The 13,337-nt window shown below is 29.6% G+C and carries 15 protein-coding genes; 9 read left to right on the forward strand and 6 right to left on the reverse strand.

The genetic code is table 11. The annotated features are described in order from the left end of the window. Positions 1-12 precede the first annotated feature (12 nt). The 6 genes from AAGU07_RS02585 to AAGU07_RS02610 all read left to right on the forward strand — a co-directional run bounded on the left by AAGU07_RS02585 (position 13) and on the right by AAGU07_RS02610 (position 7,037). Positions 13-1,452, forward strand: coding sequence for a hypothetical protein (locus AAGU07_RS02585; RefSeq protein WP_342457661.1), 1,440 nt, complete (start codon positions 13-15; stop codon positions 1,450-1,452). Continuing rightward, complete coding sequence (locus tag AAGU07_RS02590) at positions 1,449-1,835, forward strand: hypothetical protein (protein WP_342457662.1); 387 nt, start codon at positions 1,449-1,451, stop codon at positions 1,833-1,835. Before AAGU07_RS02585 ends, AAGU07_RS02590 begins: the two co-directional genes overlap by 4 nt. Positions 1,836-1,859: 24 nt before the next feature. Next, positions 1,860-2,642 carry a hypothetical protein gene (locus AAGU07_RS02595; RefSeq protein ID WP_342457663.1) on the forward strand — a complete coding sequence of 261 codons (783 nt, stop codon included), beginning with the start codon at positions 1,860-1,862 and terminating at the stop codon, positions 2,640-2,642. A 193-nt stretch (positions 2,643-2,835) separates the two neighbouring features. Continuing rightward, on the forward strand, positions 2,836-4,134 hold the full coding sequence (locus AAGU07_RS02600) for a DUF2341 domain-containing protein (protein WP_342457664.1): 1,299 nt from the start codon (positions 2,836-2,838) through the stop codon (positions 4,132-4,134). Continuing rightward, positions 4,127-5,284: a phage tail protein gene (locus tag AAGU07_RS02605; protein ID WP_342457665.1), complete on the forward strand. Its 1,158-nt coding sequence runs from the start codon at positions 4,127-4,129 to the stop codon at positions 5,282-5,284. Before AAGU07_RS02600 ends, AAGU07_RS02605 begins: the two co-directional genes overlap by 8 nt. Positions 5,285-5,288: 4 nt before the next feature. Then, the gene (locus AAGU07_RS02610) at positions 5,289-7,037 is read left to right on the forward strand and encodes a hypothetical protein (protein ID WP_342457666.1); all 1,749 of its coding nucleotides are present in this window, start codon (positions 5,289-5,291) and stop codon (positions 7,035-7,037) included. 116 nt (positions 7,038-7,153) lie between these two features. Here the strand turns inward: AAGU07_RS02610 and AAGU07_RS02615 are convergent, their stop codons facing one another. Beyond that, positions 7,154-7,564, reverse strand: a complete 411-nt coding sequence (locus AAGU07_RS02615) for a hypothetical protein (protein WP_342457667.1) — start codon at positions 7,562-7,564, stop codon at positions 7,154-7,156. A gap of 114 nt (positions 7,565-7,678) precedes the next feature. On the opposite strand from AAGU07_RS02615, the gene AAGU07_RS02620 reads away from it, so the two are divergent. After that, positions 7,679-8,608 carry a transglutaminase domain-containing protein gene (locus AAGU07_RS02620; RefSeq protein WP_342457668.1) on the forward strand — a complete coding sequence of 310 codons (930 nt, stop codon included), beginning with the start codon at positions 7,679-7,681 and terminating at the stop codon, positions 8,606-8,608. Between the two features lie 62 nt (positions 8,609-8,670). Here AAGU07_RS02620 and rbr read toward each other — a convergent pair whose 3' ends face one another. After that, positions 8,671-9,249: a rubrerythrin gene (gene rbr / locus AAGU07_RS02625; protein ID WP_342457669.1), complete on the reverse strand. Its 579-nt coding sequence runs from the start codon at positions 9,247-9,249 to the stop codon at positions 8,671-8,673. A gap of 114 nt (positions 9,250-9,363) precedes the next feature. Here rbr and AAGU07_RS02630 point away from each other — a divergent pair, with 114 nt between their 5' ends. Continuing rightward, the gene (locus AAGU07_RS02630; protein ID WP_342457670.1) at positions 9,364-9,762 is read left to right on the forward strand and encodes a hypothetical protein; all 399 of its coding nucleotides are present in this window, start codon (positions 9,364-9,366) and stop codon (positions 9,760-9,762) included. 426 nt (positions 9,763-10,188) lie between these two features. On the opposite strand, the gene AAGU07_RS02635 is transcribed toward AAGU07_RS02630, so the two are convergent. The 3 genes from AAGU07_RS02635 to AAGU07_RS02645 form a co-directional block, all read right to left on the reverse strand. After that, a complete protein-coding gene (locus tag AAGU07_RS02635; RefSeq protein WP_342457671.1) occupies positions 10,189-10,560 on the reverse strand; it encodes a response regulator in 372 nt (123 codons plus the stop codon). Between the two features lie 144 nt (positions 10,561-10,704). Then, a complete protein-coding gene (locus AAGU07_RS02640; protein ID WP_342457672.1) occupies positions 10,705-11,070 on the reverse strand; it encodes a response regulator in 366 nt (121 codons plus the stop codon). 634 nt (positions 11,071-11,704) lie between these two features. Further along, complete coding sequence (locus tag AAGU07_RS02645) at positions 11,705-12,133, reverse strand: response regulator (protein WP_342457673.1); 429 nt, start codon at positions 12,131-12,133, stop codon at positions 11,705-11,707. A gap of 247 nt (positions 12,134-12,380) precedes the next feature. On the opposite strand from AAGU07_RS02645, the gene AAGU07_RS02650 reads away from it, so the two are divergent. Next, entirely contained in the window at positions 12,381-12,821 is a 441-nt protein-coding gene (locus AAGU07_RS02650) for a response regulator (RefSeq protein WP_342457674.1), read from the forward strand. A 62-nt stretch (positions 12,822-12,883) separates the two neighbouring features. Here AAGU07_RS02650 and AAGU07_RS02655 read toward each other — a convergent pair whose 3' ends face one another. After that, positions 12,884-13,237 (reverse strand): hypothetical protein, encoded by a 354-nt coding sequence (locus AAGU07_RS02655; protein WP_342457675.1) that lies wholly within the window; start codon positions 13,235-13,237, stop codon positions 12,884-12,886. Positions 13,238-13,337: the final 100 nt, after the last annotated feature.

A 13,337-nucleotide genomic window follows, 5' to 3' on the forward strand; every position in this document is an offset into this window, starting at 1 on the left:
ACCGGTGATTTTATGGCATATGGAGATTGGGAAATAGACAACATTCCTTTAAATTTTAAAATTACGGCAGACTATTCAAACCAAAAGAATGGAAGCATTACACTTAATTGTCTTGCTTTAAAAGATAGTGAAGGAAATGATCCACGTGTTGAAATACAGCAGTTTAAAGATTTAGAATGTAATTCAATCTCCAACACTAAGCTCATAAATGGAGGTACACGGATATATCAAACTGGAGGTAAAATAGTAGCTATAACTGATGGTGTTGATACGTGGAATGGTGCTGTTGATTCCATTAAGTTTAAAGAAGATTCTTTAAGTGCTAAAGAGATTATTTTTGATATATTACTTCAAATTGAAATACCTGGTCCAAACCCTCCAAGGATTTACGAGGCCCCATATAATCAATACGAAAATATGGAGTATAATGAATTTACAGGCAGTTCATCTGATGCATATGTACCTCCAACACCTGGAACAGATCCTACAGATGGGAGTAGTTCAGATGGAGCTACAAAAATATCGGATAAAAGGTATAAAGTTACAAAATTTGCTAAAGCAGTTGGAGAAGTCGCTGGAGGATGTGAACATAATGTCGCATGGACTAATGAATCAGCTATTAAAGCAGCGGGGGGATTAGCACATGCCTATATGGATTCCTCTGGTGTAGGATGCACAAATGGATTATATGCTAGAAGTTTTGGTTTTAACATACCATTAGATGCAATAGTTAAAAGATTAACGGTTTATGTTAAATATGCCAACAATTCAAGAAGCAGAGCGCCTTACTATAATCAGGCAGTTCATACTGTCACTGTCACAGGACCTAATTTTTACACTACAAAAACAAGAGGATTTACTCAAGGAAGAACTCCTACAAATCTTGTTAAAGCCCCATTTGATAGTTTGTCTGGAGATATAAAATTTTCTGAATCACCACGAGTTTATAATGATCCATCTTTCCAGGTGAAATATGCGGCCACATTAGACAGATATAAAACCTGCTGGGTGGATTATATCGCCGTTACAATTGAATATGAACTAGAGGATACATCATCAAGTGAAGGAAGTAGTAGTGAAGGAACTACAGGGACTCCAGGATCTCCAGGAGTACCTACAAACCTTATATCTGAACAGGCAGATGAAGCAGGATATGCCCTTGGAACGCTTAGAATAATAGAATCAGATAACGTATCTAAAGTAAGGGTGTATGGAAGTGCTTGTAATGGTCCTGCCTGGATTGAAATTAATGGAATAAGGCAGGAATGGCATTATAGTCATGACCATACAGATGGAGATAATTTAAAAACAGGTTCCGAAATTCTTGAATTTGAATTAAATCCGGCATCTGATGAGATTATGATAAAAACATCTAGTCATTTGAAATATGGGGATAAATTAAACGACAATAAAGGGGCCGTCTTAGAATGGATTGAGGTGATCTATTTATGAGTTTATTTAAGCCCGATCTTATTTTTACTAATGAAGAAGGTATTGAAATAACTGATATATCTTTTGAACCGATTAGAAGAGGTAAAACAACTAAAACCATTACTATTGTTGTAAAAAATCAAGGTGACGACTGTAAAAATATACTTGTTAAACCTGTAATTTTAGATGATTCTATTGATGAAGTTGATACAGTTGGTTCTACTTTTATTAGTTTAAATAATGTTGATTTTTTTAATGAAGTCAAATTGTCCTTAATTCATGGAGAAAATCATAATTTATACCTTAAATGGCAGCCCCCATATAATGCAGTGCCTGTAACAAATATTTTATGGGGTTTAAGGTTGTTCGTAGATATGAATGAAATAAATGAATTATCCTGTTAAAAACTAATTTAAGAGGTAGATAGTATGGCAGCACCAGTAATATCTTTTTTAGATGAAAATGATGTAGAATTAAACGATTTAAATCCTAACAATCTTGGTATTATAAATGCAGGGAGCGTTAGTGATGAAAAAATCATCAAAATAGTAAATAATAAAGATGGAGAGGAACCAGTTTCAAAGATGGAAAGTATAACCATAACTACTGTAACAAAAAATGGATTAAACAGTGGGGATGGAGTAGCAAATGGGCAGGAAGCAGTTGAAGGAAAATGGATGAATATCAAATCTGTATCAGATGGAGATTCAGCATATACGGCAGTTGGAGGCGCGACAGTTAAATCTATATCGAATATAAGAGGGGATTTATTAGTATCCCCTGGAGCTCCAACTGGAACACCTGGAGAAGATACTGAAAATGGAGCAATTGCTGCAGGAACTTACTATTATGTAATCAGTGCACTTGATGATTCAGGTGAAACTCTTCCAGGAACTGAAAGCGCCGCAATAATAGTTGAGGCCCCTAATAATAAAATAGATCTTTCATGGGCGGCTGTTGAAAATGCAGCAAGTTATTCAATTTATAGAACTACAACCCAAGGAGTTTATGGAGAAACTAGTTTTATTGCAAATGTTACAACCACAACTTACACAGATGTAAAAGCAAACCCTGTAACAGGGCAGCCTAAAGAAACAGCTACAGTAACATATCAACATGCACATATTATAAAAGAACGTTTAGACGTACCCACAACCGCGACAGGTGGAGCTGTCCAAATGGGATTACAAATAGCTTATTCTTATGTATAATTAGGATGGTTTCTAGATGTTATCATTGGATACTGCTAGAAAACATGTTAAAATGAATGAGTTTATGGGATTTAAACCTATTCATTATGGAATTACTTTTTATCAAAAATTAAATGATGACCTAATTCTTTGTTTTGAATATTGGCATGAAAAATCTATTTTAAATTATTACATCCAACTAGGAGAAAATTAAATGACTTTAGAAGGATGGGACTATATATCAAATCCTATAGAAATTATAGGATCTCCAGATGGTGCCAAAACAGATTTACCTGTCTTTATAACAGTTCATTATAATGCTTCTTATATGCAATCTGATTATAGAGATATTAGATTTACATCAGATGATCAATCAACAATATTGGATCATGTTCTAATTAGTCATAATGCATCACAGGCTGTTTTTTTAGTTAAAATTCCAAGTTTACCTGCTTCTCCAGGAACTATAAATATTTATATTTGGGCTGGAAATTCAGAAGCTACAGATTCAAGCAATCCCCAAAATGTTTATTTAATATATGATGAGTTTACAGGTGCTGATAATTGGATAAATATGGGAGGGGCAGATCATAGTATAACTAATGGTCATTTGGAATGTACTGGTTATAATAATGGACTTATAGAACATCCAACTGTTTTACCTAACGATATCAGTATTGAATATAAAGTATTATCTTCATCAGATAATTATTTCTGGGCTACATCTTTAATTTGTAATGATGGAACAAATATTGTTCACGGATATCTCATAGATCCTAGTACTGATTCATCAGGGCAAATATGGGTATGGAATAATACAGAAACAGGAATAAAATCAATACTTGCTTCAGCATTGGCAGAGGGAGGATCAATTGTAAAAATAGATCGTATTGGTTCTGAACTTGAAGTGATAATTGATGGATGGTACGTTGCTGGAGTAACGGATTCTACTTTTTTATCTGGTGGAAAATTTGCATTTAGACAGGTAATTAATAGGGATAAAGTTATTGATTATGTTAAAATAAGACAAACAACAGCAAATCCTCCAACTGTTGGAGAAATAACTGAATGGAAAACTCCAGGTCCAGTAAGTGGAACCAATATATTAAAAACAATATATAATGCAATTAGACCTCATGCAATTTTGGATTCTTTATTTACAGTTAGGATAATTCAAAAAAATACATTAAATACACGATTTTGTATTAGAAAATATAAATTAAGTTTGCCTACTATTTATAATATTAAATTATTTACATATCCTGTTTTAAGTACAATATATGCGATTAAAGAATATTTAGTCCAATATAAATCCTCAATTTTACAAACAGAATATACTATAAATAAGAATTCAGCAGCTTCCAAATTATCGTCTGTTTTTTATGTTAATGGGATTTATATTAAAGATTTAAAAATACATGGGACCATTTTAGATGCAGATATACCTGATAGGAACAAACCAAGGCAAAATAAGCAAATTAAAGTGATCATTGGAGGGAACATATATGTCTAATACAGAGCAAGTTATAAGTTATTTCCGTATTGAAGACCGTATAAATGACCCCTGTACTTCTTTTGCAATAAAATTAAATACTCCTGTAGATCCTGAAGAATTTGAGACAGGGGTAGATATAAGTTTTCAAATGACTGATACTGAAAATCCTAATGATTTTGAAATACATCAGGGAAAAATAGGTATAGTAGGCAGGAATCAAGTTGTAGATGGGAAAGTATATGATATAACAGGTAGAAATGCAGGTAATTATTTATCCAGACAAAATTTTATATGGAATTGCACATTAACCAATCCAACACTTACAGCTCCTTTAACAATACTCAATTTAATCCTACAAAATACAGGGATTTCAATAGGACTTGGACAAACATTTAAATCAGGAATAAAGCTTAGTAATTCCCCAAATGATAAAGGCTTTTTTGGTGGAGAATTTAATCCAAAATGGAAAGCGTTAGATATGTTATTTGATGCTTATTCAGAAGCAGCAGGAATTAAAAAATGCCGCTGGTTTATTGATTCTGGAAATAATTTAAAATGGTTTGAAATTGGAACAAATAGAGGAAATATAAGGACAATTAGCAATGCTGATGATAGTATAAGTATCGATATAAAAAAAGATGCCACAAATATTGTAAATTATCTTGAAGGATATGGAGGAACAGATAGCACTATAAAAGTAATTTTAACAGATTCTGAAAGTATTAAAACATATGGTAGACTTGAAGGAGACAATATAGTCGATAGTAGCATTACAACAGAAGCAGCTTTAAGAACAAAAGTTCAAGACGAATTAAATATTAAATCAAAACCTATTTATTCAGGAACAATTAAATTTGCAGGAATATTTGACTATGAAAATGGAGAACAGATCCAATTAATAGATGATGCAAAATATAAAGAAGTAATTTTTACAGTTACAGGCATCATTAAGGAAGGAACTTCTGCAAACCCAGTAACAACTTTAACGGTTACAACAGACGAATCCGCCATTGTACCAACGAATCTAGCCGAAAATATACAGGCCATGATAGATAAATCGGCCCAAAATTCTACTGTGGCCACTGTTGTCCAGGTAGATAAATTAACTAATCAGGTCCTTGCAAAATCCCATTCAAGTGGATGTTTAGTTGTACTTAATCGGGTGTGAAACTATGGTTAAAATTGGAGATAAAGTTATACAGACTCCAACAAACTGTGGGGATCAGGGATTGACTGAAGGGGGAATGCCTAAAGTTGGAAATACAATATTAATTAGTAAATCAACAGATTCAAGTAATTCAAATAATTTAATAACACATGGAATATCTTCTGTAAAAATAGGAGATCCTGTTATTTCTAAACAGTTTTATAATAGTTTGGTCGCTGTTAAAGGTGGTCATGGACCTATTCCTCTTGGATTTTGGTTTACAAATAGTGTATTAACTTTACAGGAAGTTATAGATGATGAATTAACTTTTGCAATAGCTAATCATATTGTTGTTTTTGATAAAGATTTTAATGTAATCTTTGATGATAGAATAATGAGTTATGAAGGAGCTGAAGGATATGTATATCCTGATTATTATTATGTTTTTGATTATTTACATGTATATGAACTTTCAGATGGAACTAGAGTTCCATTAGGTTATATGACTTATCAGGATAATGTATATTTTAAATTATTGGATGAAAGCGGATCTTTAAAACTTACAAAACCAAAAGAATTAGGGACCTCAATTGGATATTATTCAGCCATATCTTTTGTATTTAATGATTTAATTTACATAAATACAGGCAATGGTCCAGGAACTAGTGCAAATAGCGAATGGGATATCTATGATCCGGAAACATTAGAAGTTATTGATCATATTTCAACTACAGCAGTAATTGGAGATTATGAGCCAGAACCGATGTATTTACCTTTTATTTACCAAAAAGACGCAGGATATTTGACACATAATGGATGGGAATTTGGAGTATTCAATTTATCTGAATTAAATTTTACTCCAATAAAAATCACATCATATAATTTATCAAGACCGGTATCTTATCTATATTTAAGTGATGCGAATTTCTGTGATGATAGTTACACGATTTTTGATTGGAAGAACTATTACTTTGGTGAAGATGGAACATATTATTATACAATCGCTAATATTGATGGCAGTGAGGAATTATATTTTATTCAGATAGAAACGCATAAAAAAATTCATTATGATGGATGTTATCATGAAGATTTCTGTTGGATATTTTATAAATATGGCCAATGTTTTGTCACTGGAGAAACAGGTAAACAACAAGCAATTAATGGATGTTTACAAAATGAATGCCCATTTGAAGGGTATGGTCTTTCAGAGGATGGATTACATCTAACAAGTGGACATACTCAATCTGAATTTAAAGGATATAATATATACACTGAATCGGTGTTTGTTGATGGATTTGTGGATAAAGTAAATGCAAGTATTTTACTTGGAACTAATTTAAGGTCCTGTAAAGTAGTTGATGATTATTTATTTTTAATTGTAGATGATAATATGTTCATTTTTGAACATAATACTTTTAATCTTAAAAGAAAAATTGGATTAAGTGCTATTTTTCCAGGAACAATACAAGTACCTCCAGATGTAAAAACAGGATTTACTAAAGAAAGCAATGGAAGTACTATGTTTATAACGGATATTTTTAAGAGGTATGGGAATTATTATATTTTTATTACAGCTCAATATGTGCCTGAAAATAATCCTAATAGTTGGAATGATAGAAAATTTGTATTTGCAGTAAATTCTTCAAGTTTAGCTACTTATTTTAATCCAAAATGGTTATTAAGTTTAGTCCCACGTTATGATGATGAGGTTAGTGGAGAATGGGTTACTATTGGAGGAATGACTGCTGCTGATATGAATTTAGATGTAAATTAACACTTTAAGGAAATGGAAATTTCAGTGGAATAATTAAGCTTTATAAAATGGTTGATGTAACTTATCCAACACATTAAATTCTTTATTTTTTATTAAAAATTATAAAATAGAGTTAATTAATATTGACTATCATCTATAGTCCATCCACAATCAAGACATTTTAAATATTCTTTACCATTTTCAGAAGCCCTATAAAACATTAAATTTTTACCTCCACATTTATCACAAGGCACTACTGTATCTGGATTTTCTAAACTTACAACTGCCCCACATGTACATCTTCCCCAATCATTAACTTGTGTATGATGGTCTAAACTTATTGTACGTCCGCAGTATGGGCATTTTAATGTTTTAGTTGTATTTGTTTCTGATTGAGTTGTATTAACGGTTTCAGTATTTGATTGAGTTGTATTTACTGTTCCTGCATCGTTTGGCATATTTTGTTCTGAATTGGAAGTGCATCCACTTAAAGCTACAATTGCTACTAATAAACTTATTATTCCCACTATTTTAAATCGATTTGACATATTTAATCCCCTTTCTATTATTTGATCATTTTTCTAGTATTATCCTGTATTTAAGTCTTTATTAATTTCATTTTTTTTATTTAACTAATTCAAAAAAACAGGAGATGATTTTTTATGACAGTTAAAAGTATAGCTGAAGTGCTAAATGCTGCAAAAACTGTAACAGCATACATACAAAATAATGACAAAACCCCACCAACTGTAACAGTAGGTAATTTACAGGTAACTAGACCTACTTTTAATCGAATGATGGCGGCGACACTTGTTGAAATTAACAATAAATCAATGCAAAACATACTAACAGACACAATAAAAGATCCAGATAAACCTACTGGAGGATTACCTGATGGTCAACTACAAAAATCAGAATATTTAGATATCGCTAAACGCGTAAAAGATTACATTGCTAAAAAGGAGAAAATGCCCAATTACATAACTACTTCCCTTGGAAAAATGAGCCCATTCAACTATATGGATATCTTTTCTAGGATATTGAATTATTATGTTGATAAAAAGGTTTTACCTTCTTTTGCATATACCTCTAGCCTGAGTGTTGTTTCAAATACACCAAAAGTAGTTAGTTATCCTGCAAATATTAAACCATTTTTAGATGTTACAAAGAATTGTAATTGGAAAGATGCTCTAATTGTAAATAAAGTTAAAGATATTGTTGGAAATGAAACCAGCATGTATAATAAAGCTTATAAACTCTTTAACTGGGCTTTAAATGTTACTTCTTATGAAGAACCAATGTACTACAATACTCGGCATGGAGCAGTAAATACATTAAAACTTTTAAAAGGAAATTGCGTAGATTTAGCACATCTATTAATAGCACTTTGGAGAGCTGCAGGAATACCTGCATTATATAAGCATGTATATGCACAATTTAGTAACTTTAAAACAGGACATGTAATAGCTTCAGCTTACATAGACGGAAAATGGATAGACGGAGATCTAAGCAATAATATAAATAAATTAGGAAACACAAAAAGCTGGAAATTAATTAAACAATATGCGGTGTATAAAGAATTACCATTTTAAAAAGGTTATAAGAGTAGTTCCAGTTATCCAGAAATATTGGATAACTGAAACTACTCTTCTATTTAGTATTCTTCGCATTTTATTTGGAAGTATTTTGTTGGATGGTCACATGATGGGCATTTTTCTGGGGGTTCCCTACCTGTATGTATGTAACCGCATTTTCTGCAAACCCATTTAACTTCTTTTTCTTTTTTCCACACAGTATCATTTTTTATTTCTTTTAAGAGTTTTGTGAACCTTTCTTCATGATGTTCTTCTACGTGGCCAATTGATCTTAGTCTATCTGCAATCTCTTTAAATCCTTCTTCTTCAGCAACATCTGCAAATTCAGGATACATTTTTGTATGCTCGTAGTTTTCACCTGTAATTGTAGCTTTAAGGTTTTCAACTGTAGTTCCCATGGTTGTTGGAGCATCAGCAGTTACTATGATCTCTTCTGGTTTTCCGTCAACTTTTAGGCTGTTGATCATTTTCATAGCCCATTTAGCATGTTCTCTTTCATTTTCTGCAGTGTTAAGGAAAATTTCAGCTAGTTGTTCGTATCCTTCTTTTTTTGCAACTTTAGAGTATAATGTATATCTATTTCTGGCTTGACTTTCGCCAATAAATGCTTTTGCTAAATTTTCGAGTGTTTTTTGCATGAATACACCTCTATTTTTTTTATACCTTAAGAATATATTATTGTTTGAAGTTTTTAAAAATTTATTAAATAATTTTCAATATATTAAAATAATAATTATAAACAATAATATATTATGAATAATTCTAGTAACGAATTACATATCAAAAAAATTCAGGAATCATTCTTAAATGTGACAAAAAATTCTGAAGACCCGATATGTCTCCTATTTGTAAGATGTATAATTAATGAAGAAGAAGGAAATTTAAATGAAATAGGAAAATCATTCCAGAAAATATCTGATTTTTTAATCAATCGACTTGCTGATCTAGAATTTAATCTAACTGAAAATGAAGATCATGGAAGAAAGGTGCGATTAGAAGAAATATTACAATCAATTAATGAAATAGGAAAAGAGTTAGAACAGATGACAGATGAAGAACAATGCAGTTATCAATGGTCTATAATTGGAATACTGCTTATGGTAGTAATGAACTTATTTAACCATATGGAAGTATATATGGACGAAAAATAAGCTTTCTTTTAATTAATAATTCGTGAAAAAAGTATTAAAGGGGATGTGTGGAAAGTAGAGGTTATTTAATGATCTCATCACAACAAGGCATGAAGGATAATAGATTCAATAATAAATAGTACTTCCCACAATTGAGTGTTATGCTTTTTATGTTATTTTAAACTTTTTGATACTAGTGGATTCCTGGACAGTGGGAGGAGATAGTGAATTGTCCAGGAAACTAGAGTAGATGCTGCCAAAAAACAGATAATAAATATAAGTTTAATTCCTGGACGAACGAAGGCGGTAAATTGTCCAGGAATAAAGTATTTAACAACACAGAGTTTTGTTTGTTAATTAACTTTTTTTGCTCCCAGTTATAATAAGTATATAATAATTAATATGTTTTATGTATTAATTAAAAATAGTTTGTATTTTTTTGTGGATTTAAAAACTTTTATTTAAACAGGTAGTGATTGCTGTTTGTAATTGTTCATTGTCGAAGGGTTTTTTAATATGTTCATAGGGTTCTGTTAATCTGATTTTTGCATGTCTTTCTAAATTAAAGCTAGCGCTAATATAAAGGATAGGCATGTTAAATTTTTTTCTGATGTATATTGCGGTATCAATACCGTTTAATGCACCATTTAAATGTGCGTCCATAATAATTAAATCAATCATATATTTTTTTATCACTTTTAATGCATTTTCACCTGATGAAACTATATCTACAACATTATGGCCCATTGATTTTAGTCTTTGTTTTATATCCAAAGCTATTATTAATTCATTTTCAACAATAAGAACATTAAGTGGCATATAAACTCCATTTTATTCTACATTAATCAATTTAAACTTTATTAATCATTTTTTAGTTAAAATAATGGAAAAATAAAATATTGGATAAATTAAAAATGATAGTAATTTAATTCATTATTCTATTTAATATAATAATCAATATATTTAAATTTTGAGGATATTGTTTATAGCTTTTTGCAGATGATGGTCTTCAAAGGGTTTTATTAAATATTCATATGGTTTAGTTTTTTTAATTTCTTCACGTGTTTTAAAATCAGGATTAGCAGAATTATAAATAATAGGAATATTAAACTCTTTTTTAATCAAAATAGCGGTTTCAATACCGTTTAATTTTCCTTTTAAAATTATATCCATTAAAATTAGATCAATTTTATTAGTTTTCACTAATTTTAGAGCATCTTCACCAGAGGTGGCTTTACATATCACTTCATAACCTAACGAGTTTAGTCTTTGTTCGAGATCCAAGGCTACTATACTTTCATCTTCAACAATCATAATTTTAATAACCATATATGATGTTCCTCCAACATTCCTTTTTTTATTAACTTTAATCGCCAAACAAACTTTTTATTTCCAGTTATTTTCCTTTTAATGCCCTTATTTTTAATATAAAGATCAGATATGATCTTAATTTACTTGAATCACAATTTCCATCAGCTGTTTAACGCCTCCATTTCTTAAATAAAGATCAAAAATGATCCTAATAAAGTTAATATTTCCATTTTATCCTATTTTAATGTTACTGCGCTTTATTTTTAGGAATAAAAGCTAAATATTAATTTATATCCAAAAACTAATAATTAGTAATATAAAAACAACTTAATATTAATTTAAAATATTTCATAAAATTAATCCGCATTCCATTAACTTTAAATAAGCAAGATAAATTCTTTTTAGAGTTTTTACATAAAATTTGATATTTTACAGTTTTTTGATCATGTTTTATCATATAAAAATAAAAAAAGTTATATATTTTATGATATAATGTTTACATGTAATCCTTGAATGCAAAATTGGACTACATGTCACTACAGAGCACATTCCACCAAGTTTGTGCTCTGTTTGACAAAAATAGTTATTTTTAAAATAGAACAGTCCTAAGTATTAAAAATTTAATTTCAATAAATCAAATATCAAAGACAATTTAACTTTTAAGCCAACACTCTTCAATATGTTTTAAAATATTTTTATATTCAGAATAATACAGTGGTTTTGTTATAAAACAGTCTGCTTGTAATTTTTGGGCTTTTAAGAAGTCTTCTTGATTTTTAGAAGTAGTTAAAATGATTACAGGAATGTATTTTAATGTTTTGTTGGTTTTTACTTCTTTTAAAATCTCAAAACCATCAACTAAGGGAATATTTAGATCAAGCAGTATCAAATCAGGATTAATTGTGTTTTGGTGTTTTTCTTTTTTGTTTAGGAAGTTTAAAGCTTCAACACCATTAGTAACTGTATAAAAGTTTGTTTTTGGGTTAAGTTCTTTGAATATTTCTTGCATCATTCTTATGTCCGCAGGATTATCTTCAATAATTAAAACGTTAAATTTCCCCTTTTCTTCATCATCATCCATCTAAAAAAACCCCTTATGTAATACAAAGATCATTTATGATCATATTATGTATAAAAGTTTATATACTACCTATTTTCTCGTTAAAAAGAGTAGTTGTAGCTTTATTTATGGGTGCATGTTATTAATAAAATTTGAGATTAAGTATATAAGTTAGTCTACCCTAATCTGTATTTTTTCATGTGATTAATACACCTTTATTAATGATCAAAATATAACTTAATAATTATATGGGGGGTGTACTTACTTAATGATGGGGTCAAACAAGATCACTATTTTAGTTATAAATAATAATCCTGACGAAATAAAGTTAATGACTAACATAATTGACATTCAACAATGGAATGTTAATTTCATCAATTTAAAAGATGGTCTTGAAGCATTGAACTATCTACACAAAAAAGGTAAATATAAAAATTGTAAAATTCCTTCTTTAATTTTATTGGATTTTGATTTACCTAAAAAAAGCGGTCTTGAAGTACTCAAAGAAATTAAAACAAATGCCTCACTAAAATGCATACCTGTAATTATTTTAACAAATTCCCTTGATCATAATGAAATAATTGAAGCATATGAATATCATGTAAATGCATATATACCCAAACCAGTTGATTATGATAAATTTAAAGAAGATATATACATTTTTAAAGAATTCTGGTTTAATAATGCCAAATTACCTAAAATAAAATAAATTTTTGTAACTGCTCTTCTATTTTTTTAAACTTAATAATTATTATACCAAAAATATACTATTTAATATGGCTTATTTTGATTGTAAAAATCCTCAAAAATAGGTTTATATAATTTAGCAACTTCTTCTTTTGATGGAACCTTTGAATCTCCTTTTGATTCAAGATAAAAATAATATATATTCATTAATATTTTGTAAACTTCTTGTATATCATCAAAATATACTCTAAAACTTATATGGCCATCTTTTATCTCAAAATTATGTTTATCTAATTTTTCTTTTAAATCTGGAATAAATTCTTTAAGAAGTTCCGCATCGTTATAAACTAAAATATAATCTTTAGGGATTGGCATTTCAACATCACCAATACTTCTTATATCCAGATTCTTTTCTATTATTTCTTCAAACTGTAACATTTTATCACCAAATAATCAATTAATCATTTAGCAATATAAATTATGCTTATTTTTTGTTGTTTTCATAGAAATGCACTACAGATGTTCTCCTATTTTTTTT

This window comes from Methanobacterium sp. (assembly GCF_038562635.1).
Classification (GTDB): Archaea; Methanobacteriota; Methanobacteria; order Methanobacteriales; family Methanobacteriaceae; genus Methanobacterium_D.